General features: G+C 58.8%; 18 protein-coding genes. 17 read left to right on the forward strand and 1 reads right to left on the reverse strand.

Going from position 1 to position 18,207, the window contains the following annotated elements; genetic code table 11:
* Positions 1-39 precede the first annotated feature (39 nt).
* From VKS22_10110 to VKS22_10190, 17 genes are all read left to right on the forward strand, one after another.
* Positions 40-1,134 (forward strand): NADPH-quinone oxidoreductase, encoded by a 1,095-nt coding sequence (locus VKS22_10110; protein HLW70964.1) that lies wholly within the window; start codon positions 40-42, stop codon positions 1,132-1,134.
* 3 nt (positions 1,135-1,137) lie between these two features.
* Complete coding sequence (gene nuoH, locus VKS22_10115) at positions 1,138-2,328, forward strand: NADH-quinone oxidoreductase subunit NuoH (protein HLW70965.1); 1,191 nt, start codon at positions 1,138-1,140, stop codon at positions 2,326-2,328.
* Between the two features lie 12 nt (positions 2,329-2,340).
* Complete coding sequence (locus VKS22_10120; GenBank protein HLW70966.1) at positions 2,341-2,949, forward strand: NADH-quinone oxidoreductase subunit I; 609 nt, start codon at positions 2,341-2,343, stop codon at positions 2,947-2,949.
* A complete protein-coding gene (locus VKS22_10125; protein HLW70967.1) occupies positions 2,949-3,443 on the forward strand; it encodes an NADH-quinone oxidoreductase subunit J in 495 nt (164 codons plus the stop codon). The genes VKS22_10120 and VKS22_10125 overlap by 1 nt, the downstream gene beginning before the upstream one ends.
* A gap of 17 nt (positions 3,444-3,460) precedes the next feature.
* Positions 3,461-3,781: an NADH-quinone oxidoreductase subunit NuoK gene (nuoK, locus tag VKS22_10130; protein ID HLW70968.1), complete on the forward strand. Its 321-nt coding sequence runs from the start codon at positions 3,461-3,463 to the stop codon at positions 3,779-3,781.
* 130 nt (positions 3,782-3,911) lie between these two features.
* The gene (gene nuoL / locus VKS22_10135; GenBank protein HLW70969.1) at positions 3,912-5,969 is read left to right on the forward strand and encodes an NADH-quinone oxidoreductase subunit L; all 2,058 of its coding nucleotides are present in this window, start codon (positions 3,912-3,914) and stop codon (positions 5,967-5,969) included.
* A 19-nt stretch (positions 5,970-5,988) separates the two neighbouring features.
* Entirely contained in the window at positions 5,989-7,494 is a 1,506-nt protein-coding gene (locus VKS22_10140; GenBank protein HLW70970.1) for an NADH-quinone oxidoreductase subunit M, read from the forward strand.
* A gap of 7 nt (positions 7,495-7,501) precedes the next feature.
* Positions 7,502-8,989: an NADH-quinone oxidoreductase subunit N gene (locus tag VKS22_10145; protein ID HLW70971.1), complete on the forward strand. Its 1,488-nt coding sequence runs from the start codon at positions 7,502-7,504 to the stop codon at positions 8,987-8,989.
* Between the two features lie 126 nt (positions 8,990-9,115).
* Positions 9,116-9,304: a hypothetical protein gene (locus VKS22_10150; protein ID HLW70972.1), complete on the forward strand. Its 189-nt coding sequence runs from the start codon at positions 9,116-9,118 to the stop codon at positions 9,302-9,304.
* Between the two features lie 57 nt (positions 9,305-9,361).
* Complete coding sequence (locus VKS22_10155) at positions 9,362-10,150, forward strand: glucose 1-dehydrogenase (GenBank protein HLW70973.1); 789 nt, start codon at positions 9,362-9,364, stop codon at positions 10,148-10,150.
* A gap of 57 nt (positions 10,151-10,207) precedes the next feature.
* The gene (locus tag VKS22_10160) at positions 10,208-11,122 is read left to right on the forward strand and encodes a hypothetical protein (GenBank protein ID HLW70974.1); all 915 of its coding nucleotides are present in this window, start codon (positions 10,208-10,210) and stop codon (positions 11,120-11,122) included.
* Positions 11,123-11,358: 236 nt separating this feature from the next.
* Positions 11,359-11,823, forward strand: coding sequence for a nuclear transport factor 2 family protein (locus VKS22_10165; GenBank protein HLW70975.1), 465 nt, complete (start codon positions 11,359-11,361; stop codon positions 11,821-11,823).
* A 3-nt stretch (positions 11,824-11,826) separates the two neighbouring features.
* Complete coding sequence (locus VKS22_10170; GenBank protein ID HLW70976.1) at positions 11,827-12,270, forward strand: nuclear transport factor 2 family protein; 444 nt, start codon at positions 11,827-11,829, stop codon at positions 12,268-12,270.
* A gap of 607 nt (positions 12,271-12,877) precedes the next feature.
* Positions 12,878-13,954, forward strand: coding sequence for an LLM class flavin-dependent oxidoreductase (locus VKS22_10175; protein HLW70977.1), 1,077 nt, complete (start codon positions 12,878-12,880; stop codon positions 13,952-13,954).
* Between the two features lie 90 nt (positions 13,955-14,044).
* Positions 14,045-14,917, forward strand: coding sequence for a carbon-nitrogen hydrolase (locus tag VKS22_10180; protein HLW70978.1), 873 nt, complete (start codon positions 14,045-14,047; stop codon positions 14,915-14,917).
* Positions 14,918-14,924: 7 nt separating this feature from the next.
* A complete protein-coding gene (locus tag VKS22_10185) occupies positions 14,925-16,007 on the forward strand; it encodes an agmatine deiminase family protein (GenBank protein ID HLW70979.1) in 1,083 nt (360 codons plus the stop codon).
* A gap of 82 nt (positions 16,008-16,089) precedes the next feature.
* Positions 16,090-16,986, forward strand: a complete 897-nt coding sequence (locus tag VKS22_10190; GenBank protein HLW70980.1) for a CoA ester lyase — start codon at positions 16,090-16,092, stop codon at positions 16,984-16,986.
* A gap of 37 nt (positions 16,987-17,023) precedes the next feature.
* On the opposite strand, the gene VKS22_10195 is transcribed toward VKS22_10190, so the two are convergent.
* Positions 17,024-18,184: an acyl-CoA dehydrogenase family protein gene (locus VKS22_10195; GenBank protein ID HLW70981.1), complete on the reverse strand. Its 1,161-nt coding sequence runs from the start codon at positions 18,182-18,184 to the stop codon at positions 17,024-17,026.
* Between the last annotated feature and the right edge of the window lie 23 nt (positions 18,185-18,207).

Below are 18,207 nucleotides of genomic sequence, written 5' to 3' on the forward strand. Positions count from 1 at the left end.
ATCGCTCGAACCATTATGTCTGCCTTTCACACTGAGGAAATGACTCTCAACATGGGTCCGCAGCACCCGTCGACGCACGGCGTGTTGCGCTTCGTGATCAAGGCCGATGGCGAGGTCATGCGCGAGGCGATCCCGGATGTCGGCTATCTCCATCGGTCGATCGAGAAAATCGCCGAGAAAGTCGGCTATCACGGCTTCATGCCCTACACCGACCGCGTAGATTATGTTTGCGCGATGTTTACCAATCAGGGTTGGGCGATGGCCTGCGAGAAGCTCGCCAACGTCACCGTGCCGCGGCGCGGCGAGTATTGCCGCGTCGTCGCCGCCGAGTTCAATCGCCTCGCTTCGCATCTGTTGACCGTCGGCCTGATGGGCATGGACATCGGCGCAATGACGCCGTTTCTGCACGCCCTGCGCGAGCGCGAAATGATCAACGATCTCATCGAGGAACTCTGCGGCGCTCGTCTCACTTTCAACTATATGCGTATCGGCGGAGTCGCCTGGGACCTTCCCCCCGGATGGCGCGAGAAGGCGCTCGCCTACCTCGATCATCTCGCTCCGATCCTCGACGAATTCAACTCGCTCTTCTCCTACAACAAAATCTGTATCGAGCGCCTCGCGAATGTCGCCCCGATCAGCGCCGCCGACGCAATCAATTACAATCTGGTCGGTCCTAATCTCCGCGCCTCCGGCGTCAACTGGGATGTGCGCCGCGATCTTCCCTACTCAGTCTATTCCGAACTTGAGTTCGAGGTGCCTCTAGGCGCCGGCGAGTGGGGTAGTCAGGGCGACGCCATGGATCGCTACATGATGCGTATTCGCGAAATGGTGCAGTCGTCGCGAATCCTGCGCCAGGCCCTCGCCCAGATGCCCGACGGTCCTGTGCTCGGCAAGGTGGTGCGCAATTTCAAACCCGCGGCCGGCGAGTGTCAGGTACGGGTCGAAAGCGCGCGCGGCGATCAGGGCTGGTATGTCGTCAGCGACGGCACCGCCTTTCCGCAGCGCGTGCATGTGCGCACCGGCTCTTTCGCCGCGATGGGCATGATTCAAAAACTCAGTCGCGGCCTGATGATCGCCGACTTGGTCGTTCTCATCGCCAGCCTCGACGTCATCGCGCCGGAAATCGATCGCTGACCTATGCAACTCTGGCTCGATAGTTTAATCGCGCACGGTGTTTTTGGGCCGCACCCCTCGCACGAGTGGGTATATACTATCGCGATCACGATCGCCTGCGCGCTAGTTCTGATGCTCGTCGCGCTGCCATTCGCCTCCATTGTCACCTGGGTGGAGCGTCGCGTGTGGGCGCGCATCCAGTCGCGTATCGGCCCTAATCGAGTCGGGCCCAACGGCTTCCTGCAATGGCTCGCCGACGGCGTCAAGCACGTCTGCAAGGAGGATTTGATTCCCTCCGAGGCCGACGCCCGCCTCTTCAAACTCGCGCCCTATCTGGTCGTTCTCGCCTTCATTCTACCCTGGGCGGTGATGCCCTTTTCCTCCGGACTGATTTTGGCGGATCTCAATATCGGTATTCTTTATATTACTGCGGTCCCAGCCCTGACGGTTGTCGGCATCCTCATGGGCGGATGGGCGTCGAATAATAAGTGGTCGCTGATAGGTGGAATCCGTTCTGCCGCTCAAATCATCAGTTACGAGATTCCGGCAGGACTCTCAATCTTTCCGATCGTTCTGATGACCGGCACGCTTTCGATGCAAGGTATTATTCGCGCCCAAGGCTGGGCACCTGATCGATGGTTCATCTTTGCCAATCCCTTTTGTTTTGTCGCCGCCTTTATCATGTTCATCTCAAGCCTCGCCGAGAACAACCGCACGCCCTTCGATCTTCCGGAGGCCGAATCTGAACTCGTCGCCGGCTTCGCGACTGAGTATTCGAGCATGCGCTATTTGTTCTTCTTTATGGCCGAATGGGGCAATATGTTCATCGCCGCTGCGATCGTCGTGACGCTGTTTCTCGGCGGCTGGCAATTTCCCCTGCTTACCCGCAGCGCCGTCGTCATGAACGCGCTCCAGTTCGTTGCCTTTATGGTCAAGTGTCTTTTTCTGGTGCTCGTCTCGATGTGGGTTCGGGGCACCCTCCCGCGTGTGCGCATCGATCAGATGATGTCTCTTTGCTGGAAGTACTTCGTGCCGATCTCCTTTATCAACCTGATTGGCACCGCCGTCTGGGTAGCGATCTTCCCCGACGGCAACGCGATTGTGCGCTGGGGCATGTTGGCTTTCGGGGTCGCGATTGCGGTTCTGTTTGCCTCGCGCGTAATCACCTTCACCCGGCGCTCCGGCATGGAACTCTATCTGCGCCCGACTATCTGAGGCGAGCGAACGATGGCCGTGGCCAATAGCTATTTCAGAAATATCAAAGATGCTGTCGTCAGCATTTTCGACGGTATGGCCGTGACTGCTTCGCATCTCATCCGCCGTCCCTTCACGATTCAGTATCCCGATCGCATGCCGGTGCGCGTGCAGGATACGCTGCCCTTCCGCTACCGCGGCATCCTCGATGTCGATCTCGAAATCTGCACGGGCTGCCTTGCTTGTGATCGCGCCTGTCCGATCAATTGCATCGCGATGGCGATCGAGAAGAACGCGCAGACCCGCGAAATTGTCATCTCGCAGTTCGATATCGATATGGCGAAATGCATGTACTGCGGGTTGTGCAGTGAGCCGTGCCCCACCGGCGCCATTCATCACACTACCGAGTTTGAGGGCGCTGACTACTCGCTCGAAAGCCTGATTCGGCGCTTCATTGTCGAGCCCGTCGTCGCTTACAAGCCCAAGAAAGGCCCTGAACCTGATGAGGATGTTGCGAAGCTCCTCGGACGCGGAATGAAATACGTGGACGAATGGGCGCAGCCGGGCAGTGACAAAGCACCCGCCGCGGCGCCGAAGCCGGCCCCTGCGACCTCCCCGGCGTCAAACGAAAAGGTCCCATAGTGGCGCTCGCGATCTTCTACGGACTCGCCGCGCTGAGCATTTTATCCGCGATCATCACCGCGTTCTCGCGCAACATTGTCTATTCTGCTTTCGCCCTGTTCGGCGCCTTGGCCGGCGTCGCTGGTATCTACGCGTTGCTCGGCGCTGACTTTCTTTTCATCATTCAGGTGTTTATATACATCGGCGGAATACTCGTTGTAACCATTTTCGCCGTGATGCTCACGCAGGGGGTGGCCGACGTCAACGTTTCGAATCGCGCTGTCGGCGTCGCGCCTGCCCTGGCAATTATGCTGGTCGCCGGCGCCGTGATGTTCTACGCGCTGCAGCAAACGAAGTGGATCGTCGGGCCTGCTGCGCCCCCGCTCCCGACGACATATGGCATCGGCAACGCTTTCTTGAGTGGATATATCCTGCCGTTCGAAATCGCTTCAATCGTTCTGCTCGCCGCGCTCGTCGGCGCGATCGTGATCTCACGCCAGGAGACCCGCTCTTAGAACAAGTCGAGCCAAAAATGCCACCATCGCTGACCCTCGATCACTTCCTCGTGTTCGGCCTAATGCTCTTTCTGCTCGGCTGCTTTTGTGTGCTCACTCGCCGTAATGCGATTGGAATTCTTCTCGGCATCGAGCTGATATTGAATGCCGCCAACATCAATTACGTCGCTTTCGCCGCCTACGGTGGCGGTGGCGCAAGGTACGACGGCCAGGTGTTCGCAATCTTCGTGATTATGCTGGCCGCCGCCGAGGCCGTCATCGGTCTCGCCATAGTTCTGGCTATCTACAATAACCTGAGGACTATCGACGTTGGCGCGTCCGCTACCTTGGGCGGATAATGCGAACGGGGTTGTGGACTCCTCGCCGCACCCGCCTCTATTCCGATCGTTTGCGTGTTCGTCGTTTTCTGCGTATATGCGAGCGTCGTGCAGGTAATCCTGGCGCCTTGCGAGAGCTGCCTGATCGGAAATGGACCATCCACTAACCGTCGCCTTTATTCGCTGGATCGTTTTGCTTCCGCTCACGGGCGCGGTTTTTAATTTCGCAGTGGGTAGCGCGATCCAAAAGAGGCTCGGCCATTGGCCGGTGAGCGTCGTTGCCTGCGGCGCCGTCGTCGCCGCCTTCGCCTGCGCTGCCGGGGCTTTTGTCAGGATGCTCGAACTCGCGCCGGCTCAGCGCTTCATGCTCGACGATCTTTGGCGCTGGTTCGACGTTGGCGGCCTCAATCTCGACATTGCCTTCTGGCTCGATCCGCTCTCGCTCACGATGGTTTTGATTATTACCGGCGTCGGCGGCCTGATTCATATTTACTCGACCGGCTACATGCGCGACGACCCGTCGTACTGGCGTTTCTTCGCTTGGCTGAACCTGTTTACGTTCGCGATGCTGGTGCTGGTCCTCGCCGACAATCTCTGGCTAATGTTCGTCGGATGGGAAGGCGTCGGCCTCTGCTCCTTCGCGCTGATTGGCTTTTGGTACACAGATCCAATCAATACGACGGCCGGCAACAAGGCGTTCATCGTCAATCGCATAGGTGACTGGGCTTTTGTAATTGCGCTCTACGCCTTATTCGGTGGCCTTTCCGGTGTGGGCCATCCCAGTTTGGTCGTTCGCGATATCGCACACTATGCGCCGATCCTCGCAGGACGTTCCGGCTATTTCGGAATGAGCTTGGTAACCTTCGTGACGTTGTTGCTATTCCTCGGTGCTACGGGCAAGTCAGCCCAGATTCCTCTCCACGTATGGCTGCCCGATGCGATGGCCGGGCCGACCCCGGTCAGCGCTCTCATCCACGCGGCGACGATGGTGACAGCGGGTATCTACATGGTCACACGTCTTAACTTCCTCTTCTCGATGGCGCCCGCGACCATGTTGACGATTGCAACTGTCGGCGCTGCAACCGCCTTCTTCGCGGCGACCGTAGCCGTCACGCAAAACGACATCAAACGCGTGCTCGCATACTCCACCGTGAGCCAACTCGGCTACATGTTCGCGGCTGCCGGCGTCGGCGCATATGGCGTTGCTATCTTTCACTTGATGACCCACGCGTTCTTCAAAGCGTGTCTTTTTCTCGGCGCAGGCTCCGTCATCCACGCGATGGGTGGCGAGCAAGATATGCGTCAGATGGGCGGCCTGCGCCACAAGCTGCCTATTACCTATTGGACATTCCTCGCGGCGACACTCGCAATTGCCGGCGTCCCGCCCTTCGCCGGCTTCATGTCGAAAGACGGTATTATCTGGAGCGCGTTTGCAGGCGGTCATCCGATAATCTGGGCGCTCCTTCTGATCGGCGCCGGACTCACTGCCTTTTACATGTTTCGTCAGGTCTACATGACATTCTTCGGCGAGTTTCGCGGCACCCACGAACAGCAGCACCATCTTCACGAATCGCCGCCTTCGATGGTCTCGGTTCTCGTAGTCCTCGGTGGCCTGTCGCTGGTGGGTGGCCTCGTAATGCTGCCGCATTTTGTCTCGAACTTCGCACCGCTCCGCGACTTTCTTGCCCCACTTTTCGATTCGCCCCAGACTCGTTTGCTCACAACCGCGCAGTCCCACGAAGATTGGGAAGCCGACTTCGCTCTGCTCTCGCTGTTCGTGGTTGGTTTGGGTTGGCTCCTCGCGGACTTCACATATCGTCAAAAAAAAATCGATCCTCGCATCCTAAGCAATCTTGCGCACGGCGTCGTTTACCGCCTCTCATTCAACAAATACTACATCGATCAAATCTATGACCGCCTCATCGTGCAGCCCTACCTGGTGGCAACCCATGCGATGGCCTGGTTTGATCAGCACATCATCGATGGCGTGGTGAACCTGACAGCGGCATTAGTCGGCCTCGGTGCGTGGCTCTCCGGCCTGTTCGATAACTACATAGTGGACGGTCTCGTCAATCTCGCGGCGAACGCGACGCTCGCCTCAGGCAATCGCCTCCGTCGCCTTCAGACTGGTTCGATCAATGGATATCTCTACGGCATTCTTGCTGGCGTGATGCTCATTCTGCTCGCCCGCGCGATCCAGCGATTTTGAACACGGCGCCGAATATTACATGGAGCTGAAGCATCCGCTAACCCTCATCACCTTCGTGCCCTTGGCGGGCATGGTGTTGATTCTACTCTGCCCGGACTCGGCTAAGCCTATCTACAAGTGGATCGCGGCTGTCGCCACCGCCCCGCAATTGCTGATTGCCGGATGGCTCTACGAACACTTCAACACAGTCACTACCTCGATGCAGTTCGTCGAGCGGCACGCTTGGATCGACGCCTACCATATTAACTACTTCGTCGGTATCGACGGCGTCAGCATCTCGATGGTCCTGCTGACGGCATTGATCTGTTTCATCTCAGTCTTTGTGAGCTTCGGTATCGATCGCGCCGAGAAAGGCTACTACGCGCTGCTGCTGATGCTCGACACCGGCATGATGGGCGTCTTCGTTTCGCTGGACTTCTTCCTGTTTTACATCTTCTGGGAGGTGATGCTGCTGCCGATGTATTTTCTCATCGGCGTGTGGGGCGGACCACGGCGCTTATACGCGGCTATAAAGTTCTTTCTCTATACGCTGCTCGGCTCGGTACTGATTTTGCTGGTCATGCTCGGATTATATTATTACGCCCCGAATCCGACTTTTGACATGACACAGTTGGCGGCGCAGTCGGGTAGCTACTCGATGAGTTTTCAACGAATTTGCTGGGTCGCTCTATTCCTCGGATTCGCGATCAAGATTCCGGCTTTCCCGTTTCACACCTGGCTGCCCGACGCACATGTCGAAGCGCCGACCGCGATTAGCGTCATTCTGGCGGGCATCTTGCTCAAAATGGGTACCTACGGAATCTTGCGGGTAAACTTCCCGATCTTCCCGGCCGCGAGCCACGACCTGGCGTGGCTGTTTTTAGGCGTCATCGGCACGATCAATATCGTATACGGCGCTATGTGCGCCATGGCGCAGACTGACTATAAAAAGCTGATCGCATATTCTTCGATTAGTCACATGGGCTACGTGATGCTCGGGATGGCGTCGTTCACTGCCGTCGGAATCAATGGCGCCGTGCTGCAGATGTTTAATCACGGAACAATCACGGCCATGCTGTTCATTCTGGTCGGCGTTATTTACGACCGTACGCACCATCGTGAGATCGACGGGTTCGGCGGACTGGCTTATCAGATGCCGCTATACACTGGAATAACCGGTTTCGCTTTTTTTGCCGGCATGGGACTGCCCGGGCTTTCAGCATTCATATCGGAGGTGCTGGTTTTGCTGGGTTCCTGGCAGACGCATCCGATAATGACCGTGTTTGGCGCCGGCACCGCGATCCTGACGGCAGGCTACCTTCTGTGGTGCTTTCAGCGCATCTACCTGGGCCCACTTAACGAGAAGTATAATCGGTTGCCCGACTTAAGTGCACGCGAAGTGTTTACACTCGCGCCCCTTGCGGTCATCGTACTAGTACTGGGAGTATACCCGCACGCGCTGCTGATGCTTTTGCAAACTTCTTTGGATCACCTCAATCAGATTGTGGCTGGCGCGGCAACTGGGTTTACGCTCGCGTTCCACTGAGGCTGAAATGGACCTCGGCAATCTCGCGAGCTTGCGATATTTCTACCCGGAACTATTGCTGATGGCGGCGGCGCTGATGCTGGTGTTGATTGATTTGGTGTTGAGGGACAAGTCCTATCTGGGAGAGCTGGCGCTCGTCGCCGTCGCCTTGGCCCTGTTAGTCATCGGTCTCGAATCGCATTCCGACGAGGCGTGGCTGTTCAATCGAATGCTGGTGTATGACCCGTTCGCGACATTTTTCCGTGTCCTGATCGTGCTCGCCGCACTGGTCGCGAGCTGGATGTCGATCGGCTCGGATGAGATCAAGAGCTGTGAGCAGGGAGAATACTATGCAGTACTGATTGCGAGTACTCTGGGTATGCTCCTGATGGCCGAATCGGTCAACTTGTTGATGGCGTATCTCGCGCTTGAGTTCGTGAGCTTGACGTCGTACGTGCTGACCGGGGTCGTGCGGCATAACCGGCGCTCGCAGGAAGCGGCGCTCAAATATCTGATTTACGGCGGCGTCGCGTCGGGTCTGATGATCTATGGCATGAGTTGGATCTTTGGCTTGGCCGGCGCGCTCGATTTCGGTGCAATCAATCGCGCGCTGCTCACTAATGGGCACGCTCCGCCGCTGACGGTATTCATTGCCCTGGTGCTGATCTTGGCCGGGCTCGGCTACAAGATCGCGTCCGTGCCTTTTCATATGTGGGCGCCCGACGTCTATGAGGGCGCGCCGATTCCGATTACGACCTTTCTCGCCGTGGGCTCGAAAGCCGCGGGCTTCGCCTTGCTCACGCGGTTTTTCTATCCGGCGATTTCGCGTGTTGCTTCGGATGGGAATTGGCAGGGGCTGCGCGGCGTCGAGTGGCCGCAACTGCTGCTGGTCATCTGCGCCGTGACGATGACCCTGGGAAATCTCGCGGCGCTGCAACAGGACAATCTGAAGCGGCTGCTGGCATATTCGAGTATCGCGCAGGCGGGCTACGCGCTGATGGGTTTTGTGCTGCTGTCGAACGATGGCATCCGCGCGATGCTGGTCTATCTTTTTGCCTATTACGTAATGGACGCGGGCGCGTTCGTCGTGGTGCTGGTAGTTCGGAATGCGACTGGGCGCGAGGATCTGGGCGCTTATCGCGGGCTGGCGGCGCGGGGCGGAGCGGCGCCGGCGATCGCGCTGGCAATTTTTTTGCTGTCGCTGACCGGGATTCCGGCGACGGTGGGCTTTATCGGCAAGTTCTACGTTTTTGCCGCGGCGGTGCGCCAGCGTTTCTTCATCCTGGCGGTAATCGGGATTCTGAATTCCGTGGTGTCGCTCTACTATTACATGCGGCCGGTGCGGGCGATGTTTCTCGAGGATCCGGAAGAGGGCGCGCCCCCCTTCACCGGGGATCTGTGGAATTACGGTTTGATCGGGGCGCTGGCGTTGGCGACCATCATTCTGGGGCTTTACCCACCGCCGGTGATTGCCTTCGCGGACCGCTCGGTGCATTTTTTCATCGGCCGCTCCTGATTTCTTTTACCGCCCCGGCTCACGCACCGAATGTTTCGCGTGAAACATTTGTTTCGACGGCGTGGGTTTCACCGTTCGGGCAGCACGCTGCTCCGCAGGCGCGCTTTCAAGGAATCGATTAGCAAAATGTTTCACGCGAAACATTTTGTCAGCGCTTGGTCGGTAAAACACGTGCGAAACGCCAGGCGCATGAACCTGCAAGAGCGCGACAACGGAGCGGAAAGTGTTTTGACGCTGAAACAAATGTTTCGCGTGAAACATTTGGTCAACATCTTTATGCGGGCGAAAGGCGTAAGTGAAGGATTTCATCCTTGACGGACAATCAGTAGTTTTATTCTTGACGGGCCTGAGTGGTTCGAAGGAGTTGGGTATATGGGCAAGCTGAATAACAAGATCGCATTAATTACCGGGGGCGGCTCGGGGATTGGTAAGGCGACGGCGCTGCTGTTTGCGCGCGAGGGAGCGAAGGTCGCGATCGCCGACTGGTCGGAGGAGCAGGCAAAAGCGGTGGCGGCGGAGATCGCTCAGGGCGGTGGCAGCGCGATCGTGATCAGGACCGATGTGTCGAAGGCGGCCGACGCCGAGCGGATGGTGAGCGAGACCGTGCGCCAGTTTGGAAGCCTGGATATTATCTACAACAACGCCGGGATCGGGGAATCGAAGTTGCTCCATCTGATGACCGAGGAGGAGTGGGATCGCACGCTCGACATTGACTTGAAGGGGGTGTTCCTGGGCGCGAAGTACGCACTGCCCGAGCTGATGAAAAAGGGCGGAGTGATACTGAGTACGGCATCGGTCGCCGGGATGGAGGGGATTCGGCGGATGTCGCATTACTGCGCGGCCAAGGCCGGGGTGATTCTGCTGACCAAGTCGATGGCGATGGATTACGCGGAATATGGAATCCGGGTCAACTGTATCTGTCCCGGCGGGATCGGGACGCCGCTGTTCGATACCGGTTATGAGACGCTGACGCCGGAACGGCGGGAGCGGGCGCTCAAAGCATTTACGGCACTGCATCTGCTCAACCGGATCGGCAAGCCCGAGGAGATTGCGCAGACGGCATTGTTTTTGTGTTCCGACGATGCCTCGTTCATTACGGGACAGGCGATCGTGGTGGATGGCGGCTATACCGCGGGCCATCGAATGCCGAGCACGCGCTAAAGGAAAAGAGGCTCTGTGCGAATACCGCCTTACTTCTCTGACTGCGTGGCGTTCTTGATGGAGACAGGACACGATCCTAGCGGGACCGGCTTTTTTGTTGAGGTTGAGGAGAATAGCAGAAACTGGATTTATTTTATTACGGCGCTTCACAGCATTGAGTCGGCCTATGGGCGCTCTATAACAATCCGGTTGAACACTCATCGAGGCGTTCCAACGCCCCCACTCCCGGGCTATGAAGAGCACGATACTGACAAGAACGAATGGTTCAAGCACGACAAGGCCGATATCGCCGCGATTCTGATCGATTTGGATCGCTCGAGATACTCCTTTGAGTGCGTTCCTCTGTACGTGTTTATTGATAGTCAGTCTCGCATCGATCTGGCTCGCTTTCGAGAGGCGGCGAATCCCGGGCAGGCTGCTGTGACACCACCGCCTTCGGAGATAATAGAGGTGCAACTCGGCGATGAAGTATTTGCACCTGGTCTGTTTGTTCAATCGGCTGGCGCAAATCGCAATCTCCCCGTGGTGCGGTTTGGTAATATCGCGCGAATGCCGGGAGAGGAGCTGATTGCTCTTGAAACCAAGAGACAGAATAGTTTGATTAGAGCATATCTGGTCGACGCTCATTCGTGGGGAGGTTTAAGCGGTGCGCCGATGTTTTGGCATTTCAAGTACGACATTTCGACGGCCATCGTTGCAGAGCGGGTTCCTGACAAGCCGAAATCACCTCTCGATGTAATAACCCAATCCAATCGGAAAGAGCATGTTGATGTGTTAGCGCGGACCGGTAATCTGACGGGACTCCTCGGAGTAGTATCTGGGCATTACAATATTCTGACTAAATCCACAGACGAAACCATAGCGACCGCGTTAAATGCGGGGATTGTTATCGTCACCCCGGCGGAAAACATTCGAGAGTTGCTAATGAGAGACGACGTATGTGCTGATCGAAAACGTTGCGCTGCTCGATAATAGAGAGCATACACTGCCGCAGCCGACGAGGTGCGGCACGCCATCGGGAAACAAGCGCTGCGTGTAGGAGGCCGCATCGATGGAACGGCGGCGTTTTGAGGGTGGGGGTGTTCGGTGCTAGGGATCGCTGTAGATAACGGGATAGCGGCCGGCGCGAGCGAGGTTGCACATCGGCGCGCACGGCGAACGACGAGGCCGAATTAAGGGCTCGAATTACAATCCGGGAGGGTAGGGCGATGGCGAAGAATATCGCAGAGATAGTGACCGAGTTGGCTGATCGCGAGGCGATCCGCGAGTTGCCGCAGCGCTACTGCGACTGCGTCTGGCAGGGCGACGTCGCAGGGCTGGTCAACCTGTTCGTGGACGATGGCGTATTCACGATCGTCGGCAATAATAAGGAGACTACGAACAAGGGACGCGCCGAATTGGAAAAGACCTACAAGGCGGGACTGACGACGCTGACGCCGCGTCCGTACATCCATAACCACGTGATCGAGCTCAAGGGTAACGGGCGGGCGAGCGGGCGCTGCTACGTCGAAATCCGCGACGCGAGCAACAAGCTGAGCTGGCTCGGGACGGGCTTCTACAACGACGAATACGTCAAGGTCGGCGACGCCTGGAAATTTCAGTCACGGCGGGCGCAGATGGTCCACATGGAGCCGAAAATGGCGGCCGGAACGACCGGCACGCAGGAGAAGTGAGCGATGGCGAAGAGTATCGAGCAGATGGCGGGCGAGCTGGCCGATCGCGAGGCGATTCGCGAGCTGCCGCTCAAGTATTGCGACTGCGTGTGGCGCAACGACATGAGCGGGATTGTCGACTTGTTCGCGGTCGACGGCGAGTTCATCACCAAGGGCCAAAAGCGGGAGCATCGCGCGAGCGGCCGCGAGGGGCTGGCGAAGCTCTACGGCGGAATCACGCAGGGTCCGCTGACGCCGCGTCCCTATATCCATAATCACGTGATCGATCTCGCCGGTAGTGGACGGGCGACGGGCCGCTGCTACGTCGAGTTGCGCAACCTGAAGAAAGATATGGAATGGGTTGGGGCGGGGTGGTACGCGGACGAGTACGTCAAGGTCGGCGAGGAGTGGAAGTTCAAGTCGCGGACGTTCCGGACGGTGTATATGTCGGTGATGCCGGGGCAGTAGGGGTGCGCGTATGTGGATTGACCCTCACCGTGCATCGACGCTTCGCGCCCGATGCTTGCCCTCTCCCTGGTCAGGGAGAGGGACTTTCCGCAGCTGGGCGCGCGTAGGGAAGCTCGGCACAACTCGCTTTGACAGAAGCGCTTCGCGCAGGTCCTTCGACTGCGGCGGAAGCCGCCTTCGCTCAGGATGACAAAAAGGGTTTGATGCTTGAGAAAGTAGCACTATCGTTCTGAGGGAATCTACGGAGAAAGGAATCCGGGATTTTTCGCTGCCCATTCGGGGCAGTGGACGCTGAGTTTACCCTTGAGGCCCCTCAGGGCCGAAGGGCTGAGAATGACACGAGCGGCTTACTGCTAGTGAGAGTGGCTACCTCATTCCGAGAGAGCCGTCGGCAGAAGATAATAGAATCGGCGTGTTCGCTCGGAACTCATTTACACAAAGGTCCTAGTAACCTGAGCCTGGAATTCGGTGACAGACTCAGGAGATCGCTTCGAGAATTTGATCAGCGCGGCTGGTCCAGACGAAGGGGCTTAGGATTAGGCTGCCGAGGATGCAGGCAGTAAATGATACAAGTTAATTGCGGGACACTGTACCAGGAGAGATCGCAATGGAATTTGGCGTCTGCGTCGATACCCACATCAGCAAATGGGACCTTATCCGTTACGTCGAGGAGTTAGGCTATGACCGCGCCTGGATTCCCGATTCGCAAATGATCTGGTCGGACTGCTATGCCGTGATGGCGCTGGCGGCGCAGCATACGAGCCGGATCAAGATCGGCACGGGCGTCGCGATTCCCGGCACCCGGATCGCGCCGGTGACGGCGCACTCGATTGCGACGATTAATCAGATCGCGCCGGGGCGGGTGTTTCTGGGCATCGGCACGGGGCATACCGCGATGCGCGTGATGGGGCAGCATCCGATGCCGATCAAGGAATTCCGCGAATATCTGCGCGTGGTCCGTGCGCTGCTCAACGGCGAGGCGGTCGATTATACATTCAATAATCAGACGCGGGAGATCCAGTTCCTGCATCGCGATCGGCATTTCATCAATCTGGAGACGCCGATTCCGATCTACGTTGCGGCCAACGGCCCCAAGGCGTGCGAATCGGCCGGCGCGTTTGGCGACGGCTGGGTCACCGCCGGCGCCGATGACATCCAGCCCAAGCTCGCGCTGATTGAAGCGGGGGCGAAGAAAGCCGGGCGCAAGCTGCCGCAACCTTTTCTGACGACTACGCTGACCTCGGCGTGCGTGCTGCGCCCGGGCGAAAAGCTCAGCGACGAACGGGTGATTCAGGAGACCGGATCGTGGGTGACCGCGATCCTGCATTTCGCCTACGAAATCTGGAGTGACCTCGGCAAGAAGGACGAGCTGATTCCGCCTTACTTCCGCAATAACTGGGGGCGCTATCTCGAACACGTCGCGAGCTTCAGCCTGCCGCCGGAGAAGCGCTTCCGCCAGATTCACGACGGTCATTGCACCTACATGCAGTCGGGCGAGGAGGTTTTCGTCACGCCGGAAGCGATTCGCGGAGTCTGCCTGGCCGGCACGCCGGAGGAGATTGTGCATCAGGTGAAGCAGATGGAGCGCAATGGCCTGATGGGTGTGAGCCTGTTGCCGCCCGCCGAATATCAGCGCAAAGTTTTTCGCGATTTCGCCGAGTTGGTGATGCCGCTGATGCGCTGAAACCGTGATCCAGCCGCTCAATTCGTGCGATAAACGATTCGTAATTGTGCGGCGTAGCACGAGGCCGTGGCGCCTGCTATCTGATCATCGATGATGGACGCGGGACAGGTCACAATCGCGCTGATCCAGATGAGTTGCGAGCGCGAGCCGCAGCACAATCTGGACAAGGCCGCGGCGCGGATCGAGGAAGCAGCCGCGCGCGGCGCGAATGTCGTCTGCCTGCAAGAGCTTTATCGCTCGCGGTATCCGTGCCAGAGCGAAGAGAACGCCAACTTCGATCTAGCCGAGCCAATTCCGGGGCCGAGCAGCGAAACCCTCGGGCGGGTTGCGGCGGCGCGCCACGTCTCGATTATCGCGCCGATCTTCGAGCGCCGCGCCGCGGGCGTCTATCACAATTCCGCGATTGTGCTTGACGATCAGGGCCGCGTCGCCGGGCATTATCGCAAGATGCACATCCCGGACGATCCGGGATATTACGAAAAGTTTTATTTCACGCCTGGCGATCTTGATTTCACCGCGCATCCAACTAGTGCAGCCAATCTCGGCATACTCATCTGCTGGGATCAATGGTTCCCTGAAGCGGCGCGGCTGACCGCGATGGCCGGGGCGCAGATCCTCTCGTATCCGACCGCGATCGGCTGGACGCCCGAGATGCCCGCGCCGCTGCGCCACAAAATGTATTCGGCGTGGGAGACGATCCAGCGTTCGCACGCGATCGCCAACGGCGTCTTCGTCGCCGCGGTGAATCGCGTCGGCGTGGAAGGCGAATTAACCTTCTGGGGCGGTTCATTCGTCTGCGACCCATTCGGCGAAGTACTCGTCCGGGCCAGTCATACCGATGAGGAAATTCTGATCGTGAGCTGCGACCTGAACGCCATCGAGGAGACGCGCCGCAACTGGCCCTTTCTGCGTGATCGCCGGATCGACGCCTACTCTGATCTGACACGGCGCATGCGCGGCTGAGGCGGCGATGATTCCGCCGGCCGATCGACAGCGCCTCGCCGGCTATCGGATGCCGCCGGAGTGGGCGCCTCACGCGGCGACTTATATTGTCTGGCCGCACAACCGCGATACCTGGCCGGGCAAATTCGAACCAATTCCACCGATCTTTGCGCAGATGGCGGAGGCGATCGCGAGCTTCGAGCCCGTGCGTATCCTGGTTCAGCCGGGAGCAGACGTCGACGAGATCCGCCGGTTCATTCGCGAGGCGGCGGCGCTGTCCGGTCAGCCGAAGCGGAGCGATCGGATCGAACTCGTCGAGATCGCCACCAACGATTCTTGGATCCGCGATCATGGACCAATCTTCGTTAACCGGCGCGATGGCGAACCAGTGGGCGTCGCGCCGCAAATCGCACTCGACTGGCGCTTCAATTCGTGGGGCCAGAAGTACGGCGCCTTCGATCTCGACGACGTTGTGCCGCATCAACTGGGGGAGCGTTACGGGTTCGAAGTGATCGAGCCGGGACTCGTCCTCGAGGGCGGCTCGATCGATGTAAACGGGGCGGGTGCGGTTCTGACCACAGAATCCTGCCTGCTTAATCCCAACCGCAATCCCGATCTGACCCGCGCGGAGATCGAAGACTACTTGCGCGTCTATCTGGGCGTCGAGCAGATCCTCTGGCTCGGCGAGGGCATCGCGGGCGACGACACCGACGGCCATATCGACGACCTCGCACGCTTCACGGCGCCCGATACGATCGTGACGGTCGTCGAGGAGGATCCGGCCGACGCGAATTATGGCGTGTTGCGCGAGAATCTCGCGCGACTGCGGGCGCTGCGCGATGGCGCCGGGCGCCCCTTTGTGATCGAAACCCTGCCGATGCCCGCGGCTTTACATCACGAGGGCGCGCGCCTGCCCGCGTCGTATGCCAATTTCTACATCGTCAACGGCGGCGTGATTATGCCGTCGTTCGAATGTGCCGCGGACGCGATTGCCGCGGCGACTCTCGCGCGGCTGTTTCCGGGCCGCCGTGTCGTCGCGATTCCTTCAATCGATCTCGTTTGGGGTCTCGGCGCGATCCACTGCCTCACCCAACAGCATCCGATGCCCTGATCGGTTCGCGCGACACCCTGCCAATCGTCGCGCAGGATGCTAAGTAATAGCCAGACCATTACCAATCAGGAGAAAACCGATCATGCGCCGTGCGAAGCCCGTCCGTTCCGCCCTGTTCGTCCCCGGTAACCGCGAAGATCGCATCCAGAAGGCGCCGCGCTTTGGCGCTGACGCCCTGATCCTCGATCTTGAGGACGCGGTCGCGCTGCCGGATAAGCCTAAGGCGCGGCCGATTGTGCGCAAGATGATCGAGGAGCTCGGCGGCGCAGGCCAGACCATGATGGTGCGGGTCAACGATTTCGAGACTGGACTGACCTGGGCCGATCTCGACGCGGTGGTCTGCAAGGAACTCTACTGCGTGATGTTGCCCAAGGTCACCGGACCCGAAGACGTCAAGCGCGCCGACACCATCCTTGAATTCTTGGAACGCAAGCACGGCATCGAACTCGGCACCGTCCTGATCTATCCGGTGCTCGAGACCGCGCAAGGGATGCGCCAGGCGTACGAAGTCGGCATCGCTTCGCCGCGCGTCGTGCATATGGGCGGTCTCACCGGCAAGGACGGCGACATCGCCCGCGCGATCGGGTTTCAGTGGACGCCGGAGGGTCACGAAGCCTTCTACTACATCTCGAAGGTGCTGCTCGACGCGCGCGCGGCCAACGTGCCCTATCCGATGGGCGGTCGCGGATGGTGGGACATCCAGGACCTCGACGGATTGCGCAAGGAGGCGATTCTCACGAAAAATTTTGGTCACATGGGGATGCTGCTAATCCATCCGTCACATGTGGCGATCGTCAACGAGGTCTTCACGCCGACCGCGCAGGAAATCGCTCACTGGAAAGAGCTAATCGCGGCGGTCGAGAAGTGCGAAAGCGAAGGCTCTTCGGTCGTGACCTTCAACGGCATGATGGTGGATACTGCTCACCTCAAGGTCGCGCGCGACATGCTCAAATGGGCCTCGGAGCTAGGCGTGGCTTAATTACGTAGAAACATTCGCGAGGCTGCTGCCTCTGGCTTCAGTACGATCGCGGGAGGCCGAGTATATGTTCCGCGACGAAACTTAAGACTAGATTGTTCGCGATTGGCGCCGTGCGATAGAGGCGCGCCTCACGCCATTTGCGCTCGACATGGTATTCCTTGGTTAAGCCGTAGCCGCCAAGGGTGTTCATCGCGGCCTCGCCTGCTTCCCACGCCGCCTCGGTGGCGAGGTACTTGGCCATGTTCGCTTCCGCGCCGCACGGCACTCCGGCGTCGAACTTCGCCGCCGCATTGAGTCGCATAAGGTCCGCCGCCGCGACTGAGACATGCGCTTTGGCGATGGGGAATTGCACGCCCTGATTCATACCGATGGGCCGGTCGAAGACGCGCCGCTGATTTGCATACTTAGTCGCGTAATCGACGAACCAGCGGCCATCGCCGACCGATTCGCTGGCGACCAGGATGCGTTCGGCATTGAGCGAGCTCAGCAGGCAGGAGAACCCCTTACCTTCTTCACCGACCAGCGCCTCGCGCGGGAGAACGAGATTATCGATGAACAACTGGTTGGTGCCATGATTGACCATCGTGGCGATCGGCACCGCTTTGATCGCGCTGCCATTCTCCTTGGTATTAACCAGGAAAATGCTCATGCCGTCGGTTTTCTTTTTTACCTCGTCGAAAGGCGTGGTGCGCGTGAGCAGCAGTAGCATGTCCGAATGCTGATAGCGCGAGGTGAAAATCTTCTGCCCATTGATTACGTAGTTGTCACCCACGCGACGGGCAAACGTCTTGATGCGCGGAGTCTCGGAACCGGCGTCCGGCTCGGTGACGCCGAAGGATTGCAGCCGCAGCTCGCCCGATGCGATCCGCGGCAGATATTGCTGCTTCTGTGCGGCCGAGCCGTGCTTGAGAATCGCGGCCATCGTGTACATCTGGGCGTGGCAGGCGACCGCGTTACCGCCGCTCTTATTCACTTCTTCAAGGATCAGGCCGGCCTCGAGCATTCCCAATCCGGCGCCGCCATACTCCTGCGGGATGAGCGCGGCCAGCCAGCCGGCGTCGCTCATGGTCTTTACGAATTCGTCCGGATAGGCATTGCGCTCGTCGCATGAGCGCCAATACTCATTGCCGAAGCGAGCGCACAATGCGGCCACTGCCTGCCGAATTTCCTTCTGACTATCCGTGAATTCGAATTCCACCTTTACTCCTGCCCTTCTTGGGA

Source organism: Candidatus Binataceae bacterium (assembly GCA_035308025.1).
Taxonomy (GTDB): Bacteria; Desulfobacterota; Binatia; order Binatales; family Binataceae; genus JAJPHI01.